This window comes from Listeria immobilis (assembly GCF_014322765.1).
Classification (GTDB): Bacteria; Bacillota; Bacilli; order Lactobacillales; family Listeriaceae; genus Listeria; species Listeria immobilis.
Genome location: NZ_JAASTZ010000009.1, coordinates 15,439 through 31,994 on the forward strand (window position 1 = coordinate 15,439; position 16,556 = coordinate 31,994).

15 protein-coding genes are annotated in these 16,556 nt (G+C 36.5%); all 15 read right to left on the reverse strand.

Annotated features, from left to right (window positions below; all coding sequences use genetic code 11):
- Nucleotides 1-32: 32 nt before the first annotated feature.
- Nucleotides 33-395, reverse strand: a complete 363-nt coding sequence (locus HCJ50_RS08225; RefSeq protein ID WP_185349152.1) for a RicAFT regulatory complex protein RicA family protein — start codon at nt 393-395, stop codon at nt 33-35.
- Nucleotides 396-411: 16 nt separating this feature from the next.
- Nucleotides 412-1,215: a TIGR00282 family metallophosphoesterase gene (locus tag HCJ50_RS08230; protein ID WP_185349151.1), complete on the reverse strand. Its 804-nt coding sequence runs from the start codon at nt 1,213-1,215 to the stop codon at nt 412-414.
- A 4-nt stretch (nt 1,216-1,219) separates the two neighbouring features.
- Nucleotides 1,220-1,717, reverse strand: a complete 498-nt coding sequence (locus tag HCJ50_RS08235; RefSeq protein ID WP_185349150.1) for a GNAT family N-acetyltransferase — start codon at nt 1,715-1,717, stop codon at nt 1,220-1,222.
- A 117-nt stretch (nt 1,718-1,834) separates the two neighbouring features.
- Nucleotides 1,835-3,397 carry a ribonuclease Y gene (gene rny / locus HCJ50_RS08240; RefSeq protein WP_185349149.1) on the reverse strand — a complete coding sequence of 521 codons (1,563 nt, stop codon included), beginning with the start codon at nt 3,395-3,397 and terminating at the stop codon, nt 1,835-1,837.
- 300 nt (nt 3,398-3,697) lie between these two features.
- Nucleotides 3,698-4,744: a recombinase RecA gene (gene recA / locus HCJ50_RS08245; protein ID WP_185349148.1), complete on the reverse strand. Its 1,047-nt coding sequence runs from the start codon at nt 4,742-4,744 to the stop codon at nt 3,698-3,700.
- A gap of 271 nt (nt 4,745-5,015) precedes the next feature.
- Nucleotides 5,016-6,263 carry a competence/damage-inducible protein A gene (locus HCJ50_RS08250; protein ID WP_187127550.1) on the reverse strand — a complete coding sequence of 416 codons (1,248 nt, stop codon included), beginning with the start codon at nt 6,261-6,263 and terminating at the stop codon, nt 5,016-5,018.
- Nucleotides 6,264-6,329: 66 nt separating this feature from the next.
- Nucleotides 6,330-6,908, reverse strand: coding sequence for a CDP-diacylglycerol--glycerol-3-phosphate 3-phosphatidyltransferase (gene pgsA / locus HCJ50_RS08255; RefSeq protein ID WP_185349146.1), 579 nt, complete (start codon nt 6,906-6,908; stop codon nt 6,330-6,332).
- Between the two features lie 86 nt (nt 6,909-6,994).
- On the reverse strand, nt 6,995-7,933 hold the full coding sequence (locus HCJ50_RS08260) for a helix-turn-helix domain-containing protein (RefSeq protein WP_185349144.1): 939 nt from the start codon (nt 7,931-7,933) through the stop codon (nt 6,995-6,997).
- 49 nt (nt 7,934-7,982) lie between these two features.
- Nucleotides 7,983-8,714, reverse strand: coding sequence for an elongation factor P 5-aminopentanone reductase (gene ymfI, locus HCJ50_RS08265; protein WP_185349142.1), 732 nt, complete (start codon nt 8,712-8,714; stop codon nt 7,983-7,985).
- An 80-nt stretch (nt 8,715-8,794) separates the two neighbouring features.
- Nucleotides 8,795-10,078, reverse strand: a complete 1,284-nt coding sequence (yfmH, locus tag HCJ50_RS08270) for an EF-P 5-aminopentanol modification-associated protein YfmH (RefSeq protein WP_185395652.1) — start codon at nt 10,076-10,078, stop codon at nt 8,795-8,797.
- Complete coding sequence (yfmF, locus tag HCJ50_RS08275; RefSeq protein ID WP_185348276.1) at nt 10,059-11,351, reverse strand: EF-P 5-aminopentanol modification-associated protein YfmF; 1,293 nt, start codon at nt 11,349-11,351, stop codon at nt 10,059-10,061. The genes yfmH and yfmF overlap by 20 nt, the downstream gene beginning before the upstream one ends.
- 116 nt (nt 11,352-11,467) lie before the next feature.
- The gene (locus HCJ50_RS08280; protein ID WP_185348274.1) at nt 11,468-12,418 is read right to left on the reverse strand and encodes an ABC transporter permease; all 951 of its coding nucleotides are present in this window, start codon (nt 12,416-12,418) and stop codon (nt 11,468-11,470) included.
- Nucleotides 12,415-13,467, reverse strand: a complete 1,053-nt coding sequence (locus tag HCJ50_RS08285; RefSeq protein WP_185348272.1) for an ABC transporter permease — start codon at nt 13,465-13,467, stop codon at nt 12,415-12,417. The genes HCJ50_RS08280 and HCJ50_RS08285 overlap by 4 nt, the downstream gene beginning before the upstream one ends.
- On the reverse strand, nt 13,460-15,001 hold the full coding sequence (locus tag HCJ50_RS08290; RefSeq protein WP_185348270.1) for an ABC transporter ATP-binding protein: 1,542 nt from the start codon (nt 14,999-15,001) through the stop codon (nt 13,460-13,462). Before HCJ50_RS08290 ends, HCJ50_RS08285 begins: the two co-directional genes overlap by 8 nt.
- 427 nt (nt 15,002-15,428) lie before the next feature.
- Nucleotides 15,429-16,502, reverse strand: coding sequence for a BMP family lipoprotein (locus HCJ50_RS08295; RefSeq protein ID WP_185348268.1), 1,074 nt, complete (start codon nt 16,500-16,502; stop codon nt 15,429-15,431).
- Between the last annotated feature and the right edge of the window lie 54 nt (nt 16,503-16,556).

The following is a 16,556-nucleotide window of genomic DNA, read 5'->3' on the forward strand; positions in this document are numbered from 1 at the left end:
AAAACTGCCAGTATTTCAGCAGTTTTAAATGGTTAATTATCCTTTTCTAGTTCATCTGTTACTTTTGTAGTTATCTCTGAAGTAATGGATTGCAGTAGGTCGTTAGCATCTTCTTGCGCACGTCTAAATTCTGTTACAATTGGTAGCGAATCAATGTCAGCCTGAACAGAATCAATTTGGCTTTCAGTTTGTTTCATTGCTTCCAATTTTTGGTAATGTTCTAGGTTAACTACTTCTTTTTGAAGTGCTTTTATTTTAGAAACTTTCGCAGTCACCTTGGAATTAGCATTAATTCGTTCTTCTGCTAACCGGTAAAAAGATACTTCTTCGGTTTGTTCTAATGCATCACGAAGTTCCGTTGCTTTTTTCATTATTTTTTCTTTTGAAACTGTCACTATTTCATCTCCATTCTTAGTCAAAGGAAAATGGGTGGTCTTCATTGATGAGGATTCGATCAATTTTTTGTGCTTTCCCAGTCGCTTCATCTAGTGTAATTAGACAGCCAGATAAAACTGCACGACCAGTTTTTGGCACTTCAAATCTAGTTGGCAGAGCTGTTTTAAAACGACGGATAACAGCCTCTTTTTCCATTCCAAGTATCGCATCATATGGACCAGTCATCCCCGCATCCGTAAGATAAGCTGTACCTTCAGGAAGAATACGGTTATCGGATGTTTGTACATGGGTATGTGTTCCAACTACCGCAGTCACTCGACCATCTAAATACCAACCCATCGCTTCTTTTTCACTTGTTGTTTCAGCATGAAAGTCAACAAAAATAATATTTGTTCGTTGTTTTGCTTCTTCGATTAATTTATCCATTTTACGGAAAGGGTCATCTAGGTCTGCCAGAAAAGTCCTACCTTGCATATTGATAATTGCAATTTCGTATTGATTACTTTTTACAAAAACCATTCCTGTTCCTGGAGTTGTATCATCTGGGAAGTTTGCGGGACGAACGAGGTATTTTGCATCATCAATAAATTCAAAAATATCTCGGTTATCCCAAGTATGGTTTCCAAGAGTGACCGCATTTGCACCAAGTTCTAGAAAATCTTTATAAATTTTTTCTGTAATACCTCGACCACTTGCTGCATTTTCTCCGTTAATAACAGTAATGGTTGGTTTATATTTTTTCTTTAATTGTGGTAAATATTCTGTTACAGCATCGCGACCAATGGAGCCAACAACATCACCGATAAATAATAATTTCATTTCTCTATTCTCCGTTCCTCTTACTTCTTCGTTCTAATAGCGCAACATCACGAAAAGTCCCATTCATTTCACCTAATTTTTTATGGATGCATAATGTTTGGAAACCAAATGTGTGATGAAGTGTGATACTAGCTGTATTCTCAGGGAAAATTAATGATTGGAGTGTCCAAAAACCATTATCTTCACTTGTCTGAATTATTTCCTGCATTAATGCTTTTCCAATGCCTTTTCCTCGAGCGCTCTTTGCTATATATATACTTAGCTCAGCAACTCCCCTGTAAGCATTCATACTGGAAAACGGGAGTAACGCTGCCCAGCCAACTACCTGTCCATTTAAAACAACCACCAACCTACATATATTTAAATATTTTTGGTTCCATTCATCTAAGGTTAGTGTTTTTTCTTGAAAAGTAGCATTTCCTGTATCTATACCTTCTTGATGAATTGCTGCTACTGCTGGATAGTGCTCTCGTAGCATCGGCAAAATTTTCCACTCACTCAAAAACTCCGCCTCCCTTTTATTGTTATCCTTTAATTATACCGTTCTTATTCATGCTAGGCAACCGATTAAAAAAAGATACACCGCAAAATAAATTTGCGATGTATCTCTCATTCTTATTTACTTAGCATATTCTACTGCTCTTGTTTCACGAATAACGGTCACTTTAATATGACCAGGATAATCTAATTCCTCTTCAATTCGTTTTCTTATGTCACGAGCAAGTCGGTAAGAAGCTAAATCATCGATGGCATCCGGCTCAACGATAATACGTACTTCACGTCCTGCTTGGATAGCATAAGATTTTTCTACTCCATCATAAGACTCAGAAATTTCTTCTAGTTTTTCTAAACGACGGATATAGTTTTCAAGCGTTTCACTACGAGCTCCTGGTCTTGCTGCAGAAAGTGCATCTGCTGCTGCAACCAATACTGCGATAACAGAAGTAGCTTCTGTATCACCATGATGGGAAGCAATACTATTGATAACCACATCATTTTCTTTGTATTTAGTAGCAAGTTCCACGCCGATTTCAACATGACTTCCTTCGATTTCATGGTCAATTGCTTTCCCAATATCATGAAGTAGTCCGGCCCGTTTAGCAAGCGTAACGTCTTCTCCAAGCTCACCAGCTAAAATTCCAGCAAGTTTCGAAACCTCAAGTGAGTGATTAAGAACGTTTTGACCATAACTAGTACGATAACGCAAGCGGCCAAGAATTTTTATTAAATCAGGGTGAATGGAATGAATTCCCACTTCAAATGTTGCTTGTTCACCAACTTCACGAATGTGTTCATCTACCTCTTTACGGGCTTTGTCCACCATTTCTTCAATACGAGCTGGATGGATTCTTCCATCTTGAACAAGTTTTTCTAAGGCGATTCTAGCGATTTCTCGTCGAATTGGATCAAATCCGGAAAGTATTACTGCTTCCGGTGTATCATCAATTATCAAATCAATTCCTGTTAGTGTTTCAAGCGTACGGATATTACGGCCTTCACGTCCGATAATTCGTCCTTTCATCTCATCATTTGGTAAGGTAACAACAGATACAGTTGTTTCCGCCACATGATCAGCTGCACAACGCTGGATAGCTAGTGAGAGAATATTCTTTGCTTTTTTATCCGACTCTTCCTTTGCCCGGTTTTCTGATTCTTTCACCATGATTGCTGTATCATGTGTTAATTCATCTTCTACCTGGTTAAGGATGATTGATTTCGCTTCTTCTTTACTCAGGGCAGAAATTCTTTCAAGTTCTGTCTGCTCTGTTTGAATCATCTCAGCAAGTTTGCTTTCTTTCTCTTCAATTTGTTGTTGACGTTTACTGATACTCTCCTCTTTTCTTTCAAGTGTAGCTTCTCGTTTACTTAAAGAAGTATCTTTACGGTCGAGGTTTTCCTCCCTTTGCAATAAGCGATTTTCTGCTTTTTGTGTCTCTGTTCTTCGCCCACGAAGTTCATTTTCGATTTCAGTACGTAACCTATGATTCTCTTCCTTCGCTTCAAGCAATGCTTCTTTTTTTGTAGTTTCTGCTTCTTTCTTTGCATCTTCTACAATTAATTCCGCAGTCCCCCTTGCAGCAGCCAGTTTTTTCTCTGTACTAGATTTAAAAATTAGAGAACCAACAACTAGACCGACGATTAAGAAAAGCAAACTGGAGATGATCGTGATTGCGATTGTCATCCTTACACCTCCTTTGCTATTCAATTTTCGTTATTGTTATGTCGGTGGCCAGAATTCTGGCACATGCGTATTTTTCATCAACAACCGAGTGATAATCTCCCCATTCAGTTGAAGCTGATTTTCAAAGGAAAAACTTCCCCCTTGTCTCCCAGCAATATAAAATATACAACTTAATTTTATAGGTCAAAGCATACAATGTCAAGAAAAGGAATGAAATGATAGCTTATTTTTCGCAGTTTTTTTCAAATAATAAAAAATACATGCCAGGAGGTTGATTTCCTAGCATGTATTTACTAATATTTATTCATCATCTAGCAAGCTTAATGTTTCTTCACTTTCGTCTAGAACCTCTTTATTACTTCCGTCAATTTCATACTCTTCACGAACACGTTTGGAGATTTCGTCGCGAATATCTGTATGTTCTTTTAAATATTGTTTGGCGTTTTCACGACCTTGGCCAATACGTTCTTCTTTATACGAATACCATGAACCACTCTTATTAATAACATCTACTTCAGCAGCCATATCAACGAGTTCACCTTCACGTGAAATACCTTCCCCGTACATGATGTCTACTTCCGCAATACGGAATGGTGGTGCTACTTTATTTTTTACTACTTTGATTTTTGTTTTGTTACCCATTACATCAGTACCTTGTTTCAATTGTTCCGCCCGTCTTACCTCTAAACGAACAGTAGAGTAAAACTTAAGTGCACGGCCACCTGGTGTAATTTCAGGATTACCAAACATAACTCCTACTTTTTCACGAATTTGGTTGATAAAAATCGCAATGGTTTTTGATTTATTAATAGCGCCAGAAAGTTTACGCAAAGCTTGTGACATTAAACGTGCTTGTAAGCCAACATGCGCATCGCCCATCTCACCTTCGATTTCAGCACGTGGTACAAGAGCAGCAACAGAGTCAATAACTAACATATCTACTGCACCACTTCTAACTAAAGCTTCGGCAATCTCTAGAGCTTGTTCTCCTGTATCAGGTTGTGATAATAGTAGCTCATCAATATTGACACCTAGATTTTTTGCATATGTTGGATCTAATGCATGTTCCGCATCGATAAATGCAGCTGTTCCGCCTTGAGCTTGCACTTCTGCAATCGCGTGCAGGGCAACAGTTGTTTTACCAGAACTTTCAGGTCCGTATACTTCAATTATACGACCTCTTGGATATCCACCGACTCCTAAAGCAATATCTAGTGCTAACGAACCGCTGGAAATAGTAGATATATTTTGGTCTGAATGTTCCCCTAATTTCATAATGGAACCTTTACCGAATTGTTTTTCAATTTGTTTTAAAGCTTGGTCTAATGCCGCTTGACGATCATTCACGTTGTTGCCTCCTTCATAAATATTCTAATAGCTGTTTTTCTACTTAGTTCTCTCTCAAAAAAACAGTCAGAATGTTTTCCTAGAATTACTATAACGTATTTTAGAGTGATAAGCAAGTAAAAAGCGAACATTTATTCGTATTTTTTATTTTGTGTAAGTACCGGCTACTTTCTCCTTAATTATAGCGGGATTTCGAGCGTTCGTCTAATACTTTTTTACGTATGTTTTTTACTTTTTAAAGCCATTTTCGCTATTTTCTTTTAAAAGAAAATCAAGTATTCGCATCTAAAAATTGCTTAATCAATTGAAATCCTTGTTTTACAGCTCGACGTCGATTATGGTTTCTATCTCGCCCATAAACAAACTGATAAGCTTCTACCTCATGCCCTTTGACACTTAAGCCGATCCAAATTGTTCCAGCTGGATGCTCTTCCAAACTATCTGGCCCCGCAACACCTGTAAAACTAATGCCTAAATCAGTATTGCAAAGGCGTCTGACATTCTCTGCCATCTCTTTAGCACATTCTGGACTAACGACACCCTTTTCTGTTATTACTTGCTGAGAAACTTCTAAAATGGATTGTTTTGTTTCTGCGCTATATGTCACCATTCCGCCTTTGAAAATTTTGGAAATACCCGGAAAACGAGCAATTTCTGCTTGGAATAAGCCTGCTGTAAAACTTTCCGCAGCAGAAATAGTGATATTTTTCTCAAGCAGTAGTGTCGTCACTAATTCTGGTAAAGAAGCCTCGCCATAGCTATATAAGAAGGAACCATCACGACGAAGTATTTCTTGTTCTGTTTCATCTACTAGCTTGGTTGCTGCCTCCTTTGTATTAGCAGTAGCTGTGATACGTACGATTACTTCATTGTCACCTGCATAAGTGGCAATTGTAGGGTTTACTTGCGTTACAATTAAATCATTTAAATCTGCTGCTAATTGAGATTCTCCTATACCAAAAAAGCGCAAAATTTTCGATTCTAGAACATTTTTCTCTCCATTTTCTTTTATAAGCAGCGGATTGGCATAGTGTGTAAACATTGGTTTCATTTCAGATGGGGGACCTGGTAATAATATATATGTATGTCTATTATTTTGTAAAAACATTCCTGCTGCAAAGCCATAATCATTATTTAAAACAATGGATCCCTCAATAATAACTGCTTGTAATTTGTTATTATCTGTCATTATTCGACTTCTTGAAGCAAAGTAATCAGTAATTTTATTCATATGAAAATCATCAGTGACTAAATTCTTCTGTAAATGTTCCGCTAAAATTTGTTTCGTTATATCATCTTCTGTTGGTCCAAGTCCGCCAGTAAAAATTAAAATATCGCTTCGATTTTCAGCAATTTTTATTACTTCTTTTAAACGTGCTGGATTATCTCCAACAACTGTATGATGATATACATAAATTCCGTCCGCTGCTAACTCTTGCGAAATAAAAGCAGCATTCGAATTAACAATTTGTCCTAATAGCAGCTCTGTTCCAACTGCAATAATTTCTGCACTTGCCATTTTTTCTTCATCTCCCTAATGTTTTTTTGTATAGAAAAAAGCACACATGGTATGCTTTTTTCTTTATTACATGGAGCCTTTAAATACGCCACGATTTTTATAAAAGTAGTCAATTCCAGACCATACTGCAAAGAATGTACAAACGTATAAGAATATTAAATCTACACGAATGCCAGTCCAAGCGAATGGGAAATTATTTAGTAGCATTAATGGAATAGCAATCATTTGCGTAAATGTTTTAATTTTCCCAAGTTGACCAGCCGCAAGTACTTCTCCACCTTCTACTAAAAGTAAACGAAGACCTGTTACAGCAAGTTCTCGGCTTATAATTAAAATCACTACCCAAGAAGGTGCAATATGCATTTCAACTAGTATAATAAATGCCGCTGCCACAAGAAGCTTATCAGCCATTGGATCTGCAAATTTACCAAAGTTAGTAATCAGATTATATTTTCGTGCTAAATAGCCGTCAAACCAATCTGTAAGAGCTGCGACGATAAAAATAAGTGTCGCTATTAAGCTAGTAACTGAAATGGTGGAATCAAGCCATGTGACACTTCCCCAATCAAAGGGAACTACACAAAGAATAACAAAAATTGGTATCATAAAAATTCGGATAACCGTCAATTTATTTGGTAAATTCATTTTTTCCTCTCCTTTTTCCATTCAAACTGTATGTAATAAATAATGTTGGCGAAATCTAATGACTAGATTTCGCCTTATAAAATCGATTATTGTGCATCTGAACTGCTATCACTAGACTCCAGATTAATTGTTAATACTTGTTTAACAAGTGTTGGCGCTAGTTCAAGTTGCTGATCATTGATTTTCACAGTGGTTACGGTAGCATTCCCTATAACAACAGTAACTGTTTTATTAGTCCCTAAATCAATTTCAGCTGTTGGATTTTGCTCAGATAATGTGACATTTTGAATTGTATTGCCACTTGCATCTGATACACCAATCCATGAATCACCAGTTGCGCTAAGAGAAAGTGTCATTTTATCTGTATTTTTAACTGTGTAAGTTGTTGCATTACCAGATGTTTCTCCTTTAGTCACTTCAACTTCTTTTGATTCATCCTCTGATTTATCAGTTGCTTCTTTATCTTTTGTTGATGTATCTTTTGAAGTATCTTTATCTGTGGTGTCTTTTTTCTTACTTGTGTCTTCATTCTTTGTTGAGTCTTCCACTTTCACGGTTGGGTTGCTTGTATCAGTCTCTACTTTTTCTGTCGAGTTATCTTGTTTATTAAGCAAGAAAAACCAGACGATGAATAGAATAAAAACAATGAATAGAGCAATTAATATTTTTGGTAAAATATCAAAAAAACGATTACGTGAGCTTACTTGGTTTCCTACAGATTGTGCAGGCATTGGATTTCTTTTACTTTGTACTCGTGATGGCTCATTATTAACTACTTCTTGTTGCGGAGTGTCAGGAACTTCACTTTCAAACTCATCAAAAAGTGTTGCACTATCAAGTCCAACAGCTTCTGCATATTGTTTTATAAATGCCCGTGCATAAAATTTTCCAGGCATTACTGCATAATTACCTTCTTCAATCGCTACTAAATAACGTTTTTGAATTTTCGTTATTTGTTGTAAGTCGTCTAAACTGAGTCCTTTTTCACGTCTAGCTTGTTTCAGTTTATCACCGAGTTCTGTCAAAATTAAACACCTACCATTACTAATATCAAATTTCCACTTTTTGCTAATTTCACATAAGCCAACCGCCATTTATGCGCAAAACTTCTCCAGTGATATAGCTTGCTTTTTTACTTGTTATGAATTCTACTGTATCTGCAATTTCTTCTGGTTTTGCAAAACGTTTAAATGGGATTTCCGAGCGAAGTAACGCTTGCTCTTCAGCGGAAAAAGAATCCATCATCTCGGTTTGCACAACTCCAGGTGTCACTGCGTTAACTGTTATTCCAGAAGGCCCAAGTTCTTGGCTTAATGCACGGCAAAAGGCAATTTGTGCTCCTTTTACAGTCGAATAAGCTACTTCCATCGCCGCTCCTACTTCTCCCCAAATAGAACTGATAAACACAATTCTTCCCTGATGACTCTTCATTAGTTTTGGTATAAAAGTTCGGATTAATTGCATTGGAACGAACATGTGTATATTCCATAATTTAGTTATATCTATATCTGTCATATCCTGAAATAAAGCATAATGCGAGTTTCCTGCTGCATGGATAAATGCATCTACTTGAAAAACTTGCTTTTCCATTTCTGCCACACTTGCTACATCATCAAAATCTGCTTGAATCAATATTACATCCACGTTTTGGGCGAGCAACTCTGGTAATAAATTCTCAACAGCTTGTTTATTTTGATGGTAATGAATATACAAGTTCCAACCAGCTCTTGCAAGAGATAAACAAATCGCTTGCCCAATTCCTCCGCTAGCCCCTGTTACAAAAGCATATTTTATTTCTTTATCCAAAAAAGGCAACCCTTTCCAGTCTATTTCTTTTATAATAGCATGACTAACGATTATTTGCTATTTTTTATACTAAATTTTTATTATTCTGGAAGCAATTGAAAGTTAGTAGTTCGTTCTTCCGCATAAAGATTTTTTACAAATGCATCTACCTCTTCTAAAGTCACCGTTTCCATTAATGGTAAAATATCAAATAAGGAAGCCGATTTCATAATATATTGGCTAAATTGATTAGCAATGAATTCTGGTGAATTAAGTGAGCGTAAGAATTGACCAATACGTTTCCGTTTTACAAGTGCTAAATCTGCTTCTTGTAAACCATTTTCTGCCGCTTCTCGTATTGCTTCCAATATTTTGGTCGTTTGTTCATCCGGATTTTTTGCATCTCCACCAACAAGTACAAATGAAAAACTATCTTGAAGTGTGTAATCATAACCGAATGTATCATCAATAATACCTTCGTTGTAAAGGTTTAAATACGTATCCGATGTTGTCCCAAATAGCATTTCAAGTGCCACATCACCAATAATTTCTTGTTTAATTGCAGCTTGTCCTTCTAATGAGCCAATATCTTCTTTAATCCCAACTAGATTTTTTGCAATTTGAACCGGAAACTTCATTTTGCGTTCTTTTACTGCAACTGTTTTAGGTTCGTCCGGGAAATGACGTTTAATAGGTGTTGCTTCTGGAAATGTTTTTTTCGATTGATTAGCACGAATTTGATCCATCATTTGTTCTGGCTCTAAGTTACCAACAACAAATAATACCATATTACTTGGATGATAAAAAGTATTATAGCAAAGATAAAGTAAATCTTTATTGATTTCCGCAATGGATTCTACCGTACCAGCAATATCAATTTTCACAGGATGCTGATGATACATGTTTTCAATCACACCAAAATAAGCTCGAAAATCTGGATCGTCATCATACATTCTAATTTCTTGACCGATAATTCCTTTTTCTTTTTCCACAGTTTCCTCAGTAAAGTAAGGTTCTTGTACAAAATTAATGAGCGTTTCTAAATTTTCTTCTACACGTGAAGTACTTGAAAATAGATAAGCTGTTTTTGTAAATGAAGTAAAGGCGTTTGTAAATGCTCCTTTTTCTCCAAATTTAAAAAATACATCGCCATCTTCTTTTTCAAACATTTTATGCTCTAAGAAATGAGCGATTCCATCTGGTACTTTTGTAAATGCAGTTTCTCCAATAGGCGCAAAATTATTATCAATCGAACCATAATTTGTTGTAAATACCGCATACGTCTTACTAAAACCTTTTTTAGGAAGAAGATAAACTTGTAAACCATTGGCCATTTTTTCATGAAATACAGCTTCTTTTACCTGCTCAAATGTGATTTTTTCCATGAAGTTCTTCTCCTCCCTTGCTTAAGAAATAGATGGTATCTGGTTTGATTTTGTTAATCGCACTAACCACTTCTTCTTTAGTCGTTGTTTTTATTTTTGCAATCCAAGTATCTAGGTCTAAATCAGCTTCTCGTAATACATTATTGTATACAAGTTCTATTAGACCTTGAGCCTGATCGTTTGTTTCTAATAATTGATTTACTAGCATTTCTTTCGTTTGGTTTAATTCATCACTTGTAAAATCACCTTGCTTCATAGCAACTAGCTGTTCTTGAATAATATCTAACGCTTGTTTATAGTTTACTTCATCAATTCCAGCTGAAATCACCATAAATCCTTTGAAAGAATCGATTCGGCTTGAGGCATAATAAGCTAAACTTGCTTTTTCACGAACATTGATAAATATTTTAGAATTAGCAAAGCCGCCAAGCAAGCCATTCGCAAGTTGTAAAGCAACAAAATCACTGTCACCAAACAGCGTATCCGTTTGATAGCCCAAAACTAATTTCCCTTGATTAATCGCTTGTTTTTCATGAATAATTTGTACTTCTTGTGGTGCTTCTTTCGTATAAAATACACCTTTTCGTTCCTCACGTGGAGAGAAAGCCATTTTTTCAATTAAAGGAGTCACTTGTTCGGTAGTTACATCTCCGCAAATAAAAACTTCTACTGCATCTTCTGCGATAAATTGTAAATAATAAGTGTATAAATCTTCTGCTGTAATGTTATCAATATCTTCTAATACACCTGCTGAGCCAAAACGATAGGCATCTGCTTTAAACATTTCTTCCACTAAACGTTTAGAAGCAAAACGAATTTTATCGTCATAAATTCCTTCTAAACTACTTTTTAAGTTTTCTTTTTCTCTTATAAGTGTTTCATTATCAAAAGCACCATTTGTCACATTTGGAGAAAATAGCGCTTCATGAATAAACGCAAAAGCATCTTCCAGAATATGGCTGCCATCAGAAACGTATTGTCCATCAATCATATCAAAAATAACGGTTAATACATGCTCGTTTCCTTTTTTAGCAGTGGTTGTATAAAAATTAGCACCGTATAAATTAGCTAATTGCTTTCTAAATGCTGTTTGTGTTGGATATTTTTTATTGTTTGTTTCTAACAATATTGAGAGTAAAGAACGTTTTGTAACTGTTTCTCTTTCTAATGGAGCGCGAAATTTAAATACAATTTTATTTGATTTATATTTTTCGGTAGGTACGATTGTTAATGCGACCGGACCAATTTTTTCTTGAAATATTTTGTCTGTCATTATTATGCTCCTTTCAAGCAATTATCTCACTTTCCTATTGTATCCTAAGTTGTTGCCACACACAATTTTCTAGCATAAAAAAACAGCCTAGAATAAAAACTAGGCTGTTAACTTTTTTATTTTCCTTTGATGTAATTTACTCCATCAGCTTTTGGTGCTTCGGATTTACCGATAAACCCAACTAACGCAAGAATAGTTAATACATAAGGTGCAATTTGCAAGTAAACATCTGGAATATCTTTAAAGAACGGCAATGAGCCACCGGTAATTGCCAAACATTGGGCAAAACCGAAGAAAATCGCCGCTCCCATCGCTCCAAGTGGATTCCATTTACCAAAGATCATTGCTGCGAGCGCCATATAACCTTGACCTGAAATCGTTGCATGCCCAAAATCAAGTGTAAATGATTGGGCATAAACTGCACCGCCAAGTCCGCCTAGAATACCCGAAATGATTACACCTTGATATCTCATCCATCGAACTTTAATCCCCATTGTATCTGCTGCAAGAGGATGTTCCCCTACAGAGCGAAGACGAAGCCCAAAACGTGTTTTGTAAATAATAAACCAAGAAACAATAGCAAATAAAATAGCTACATAACTCATAACTGGAATATTTTTAAAGAAAATATCACCAATAACCGGAATATCACTCAAAACTGGAATATCTGGCTTTCCAAAATAGTATTTAATTTGATCTGTTTGCCCTTTATCATAAATTACTTTGACAAGAAATAGTGATAATCCTGTTGCTAAAAAGTTAATGGCCACACCACTTATTACATGATCAGCACGGAAATTAATTGTTGCAACCGCATGTACTAAAGAGAAGATTCCCCCAACAATCATTGCCGCAATAAGTGAAATCCAAGGAGTTAAGGCACCGAAAGTATCTTGGAAAGTAAGGTTAAATACGATAGCAGAGAATGCTCCCATTACCATCATACCTTCTAATCCAATATTGACTACACCGCCTCGTTCAGAATAGACACCTCCGAGTGCAGTGAAAATTAGTGGGCCTGCCATAAGCAGTGTACTAGAAACAATTGTCGCTAAAATGGCTGTCATTCTGCTTTCGCCCCCTTCTTAAATTTTGCCATCGCCCAGCGAATAATGTAGCTGGATGCCACAAAGAAGATAATCAGAGCGATAATAACATTAACTAATTCATTTGGAACTCCTGCTACTGCTGGCATATTTAATGCTCCCACTTTTAAGGCACCAAACAAGAGTGCTGAGAAAACGATTCCGATTGGAGAACTTCCGCCTAGTAAAGCAACAGCAATCCCATCAAAACCTATTCCAGGAGAAGAAGTTAATACATAGGCCGTTCCATAAGTTCCAAGTCCTTCCATCACGCCACCAAGACCAGCGAGCGCTCCGGCGATAACCATAGAAAATACGATGGTTTTCTTTACACTCATACCAGCATATTGTGAAGCATTCTCGTTAAATCCAACAGCTTCGATTTCATAACCGAATGTTGTTTTATTTAACATTAACCAAATAATTAGTGCAAAACCTACAGCAATTAAAATCCCCCAATGAAGAGACGAATAATCGGTCAATGACTGTAATAATTCAGACTGTAGAGAAGCAGATTCATGAATTGCCTCCGTTTTATCTAAGCCATCTGTAAGTAAATTTTGTACAACATAATTGAAAATATAAAGCGCTGTATAGTTTAGCATAATAGTTACAATAACTTCATTTACACGTAAAGTCGCTTTCAAAATCCCTGGAATAAATGCCCAAACAGCACCAAAAACCATACCAGTGATAATCGCAAGTGGTAAATGAATCCATTTTGTTAAACCATCAAAATTTAAAGCAATTATAACGGAACCTAACCAGCCCATTAACATTTGTCCTTCTGCCCCAATATTGAAAAGACCTGCTTTAAAAGCCACGGCAACAGATAGACCAACTAAAATATATGGGGTGGCTTGACGAATAGTTTCACCAATATAGAATGGTTCTCCGATAACACCTTCAACGAGCGCTGAGTAACCAGCAATTGGATCATATCCAAAAATCAGCATGATAATCGCACCACAGATAAGTCCGAGAATAACGGCAGTAACTGGGATAACTAATGCTTGTAGTCGTTTAGACATGTTCTTTCTCCCCCGTTTCCGCCTCTTGTTTGGATGAACCAGCCATCATTAAGCCCAGTTCTTGTTCGGTTGTTTCTTTTGGATCAACAATAGCAACAATTTTCCCTTCGTAAATTACTGCAATACGATCACTCACATTCATAATTTCATCTAACTCGAATGACATAAGTAATACCGCTTTTCCATTATCACGTTGTTCAATCAAACGTCGATGGATAAATTCAATTGCCCCAACATCAAGTCCTCGTGTTGGTTGAGCCGCAATTAAGAAATCTGGATTACGATGAATCTCTCTTGCAATAATTGCCTTTTGCTGATTCCCTCCAGAAAGTGATTTTGCTGCAACATATTCGCTACTTGCACGAACATCATATTCTTTAATTAGTTCACGAGCAAATTCATACATTGCTTTATGATTTAGGAATCCTTTGCTAGAAATTGGTTTCTTGTAATAAGTTTGTAGGGCGATATTTTCTCCAAGCGACATTTCAAGTACTAGACCATGTTTATGTCGATCTTCTGGGATATGCCCTAATCCCGCCTCAGTGATTTTACGCGGTTTTTTATTTTCGATATGTTCTCCGTTTAAAAGGATAGTGCCACTTGTTACTTTAGAAAGGCCTGCAATTGCGGAAATCAGCTCACTTTGACCGTTACCATCCACACCTGCAATTCCGACGATTTCTCCAGCGCGCACGGTTAAATTAAGCCCGCGAACACTTTCCACACCGCGACTCTCTTTTACAACTAAATCTTTTACTTCTAAAACATCTTTACCAGGATGTGCTTCGATTTTTTCTGTTGTAAAGACTACTTCACGACCAACCATTAAATTAGCCAAATCTTGTGGTGTAGTTTCTGGAACATTAACAGTACCCATACCTTTACCACGGCGGATAACTGTTACTCGATCACAAACATCCATAATTTCTTTTAATTTATGTGTAATTAAAATAATGGATTTGCCTTCTTTAATGAGTGAACGCATAATTTGGATTAATTCTTTAATTTCTTGAGGTGTTAAAACTGCGGTTGGTTCATCAAAAATCAAAATATCCGCACCACGATAAAGTGTTTTTAAAATCTCTACACGTTGTTGCATACCGATAGAAATATCTCTCACAACAGCATTTGGATCTACACGTAAACCGTAACGATCGGAAATTTCTTTTATTTCCTCAATCGCTTTTTTCTTTTCGATAACACCCAGCTTGCTTGGCTCTTTTCCAAGAATAATGTTCTCAGCAACTGTAAATTTATCCACTAACATGAAATGCTGATGGACCATACCAATACCGAGTTCATTCGCTTTATTCGGGCTATTAATGTTTTCTTTTGTGCCACGAACACGAATTTCGCCACCATCTGGTTCATATAGACCAAACAAGACATTCATTAGCGTAGATTTTCCTGCGCCATTCTCACCTAACAAAGCATGGATTTCGCCCTGCTTTAATTGTAAGGTAATGTTATCATTTGCTACAAATCCAGAGAATTCCTTCCTGATTCCTAACATTTCAATAACAAAGTCCACTTCTTCACTCCCCTTGTCGTCTGGTTCAAACTGGAAAAACAGCCACTCGCGCGATTCTCTCGAAGGACGCCGCCTCTCCCCGTACTTCCTCCCGAAGAAGGTTCCGAGTTTTTTATCCGTTTGTTATTAATAGCTTATCACTTAGTTGCTTTGTAGGTTGTCAAACGGTAGTAGTAGTTTCTTCTATGTAACTAAAGCAATTGATACATTTTCAAGTGATTAAAAAAGCCATCTCCTTATTTTATTTCTAAATGGCATGCATTGCAATCATAAATTCCAATATACCGATTATTTTCTTTAGTAAAAGGGTTTACCTATTATATTAAAACGCTTACAAGTTATTTTTTTATGAAAGCCGGCATACTAACTACCGACTTTCATAAAAGGTTTTACTATGTTCGTACTACTCATTTTTTAAACCTATAAATCAAGGTTTTTCAGGAACTTTAATATCCCCATCAATGATTTTTTGTTTGTATTCTTCTACTTTAGCTAAAACATCTTTAGAAATATTATCTTGATGATCAGAAAGCCCTACAGCATTCTTATCAAGACCATATTCAATTTTAGTTCCACCAGGGAAATCTCCAGCTTTTGTACGAGTTGCAAGGTCTTCTACAGCAACATCAACACGTTTGATTTCAGATGTAAGAGTTACATTGTAATCTTTACCGTCATTCGCTGTCACTTTTCCTTCATCCCATTGGTCACGGTCAACACCGATTACCCAAACGGCACGGCTAGGATCTTTTTTCTTTAAGTTTTTCGCTTCTGCAAACACACCATTACCAGTACCACCAGCAGCGTGGAAAATTACATCAACGCCATTTGAGTACATGGAAGAAGCAATTTGTTGCCCCTTGTCAGCTTTTGCAAAATCATTTGCATATTGAACATCAATTTCTGCATCCGGTTTAACTGCTTTAACACCGGCAGTGAAACCAGCTTCAAAACGGTCGATAACTGCTCCTTTTACCCCACCAACAAATCCAACTTTATTTGTTTTTGTTGTTAAGCCGGCTACAACACCAACTAGGTAAGAACCATCATTATCTTTAAAGCCAATACTTACTACATTATCACGATCATCAATTGTGTCATCCACAATAGCGAATTGATTATCAGGTTTTTGTTTAGAAACTTCTTCAATTGCGTCTTTTAGTTTGTAACCAATTCCATAAATCAAATCATAGTCGCTACGAACAGCAGTGTTTAAGTTTGTTTTATAGTCTGCTTCAGATGCTGATTGCAGATAGTTGTAACCATCTGTACCTTTTTCCATGTCGTTCGCTTTACCAAATTTTTGTAAGCCTTCCCATGCTGATTGGTTAAATGAACGGTCATCTACACCACCAGTATCTGTAACCATTGCTACTGTAAAATCTTTACTGCTTTTATCACCGCTACTTTTTTTATCGTCGCTGCTTGAACCACAAGCACCTAGAAAAACACTAGAAGCAATAATCATTGATAGTGCTAAAGCAAATGTACGCTTTTTCAACTTAAAACCCCTCCCGAGAGATAAAATGTTAGTTAGAGCTCTCAGTCAAAACAA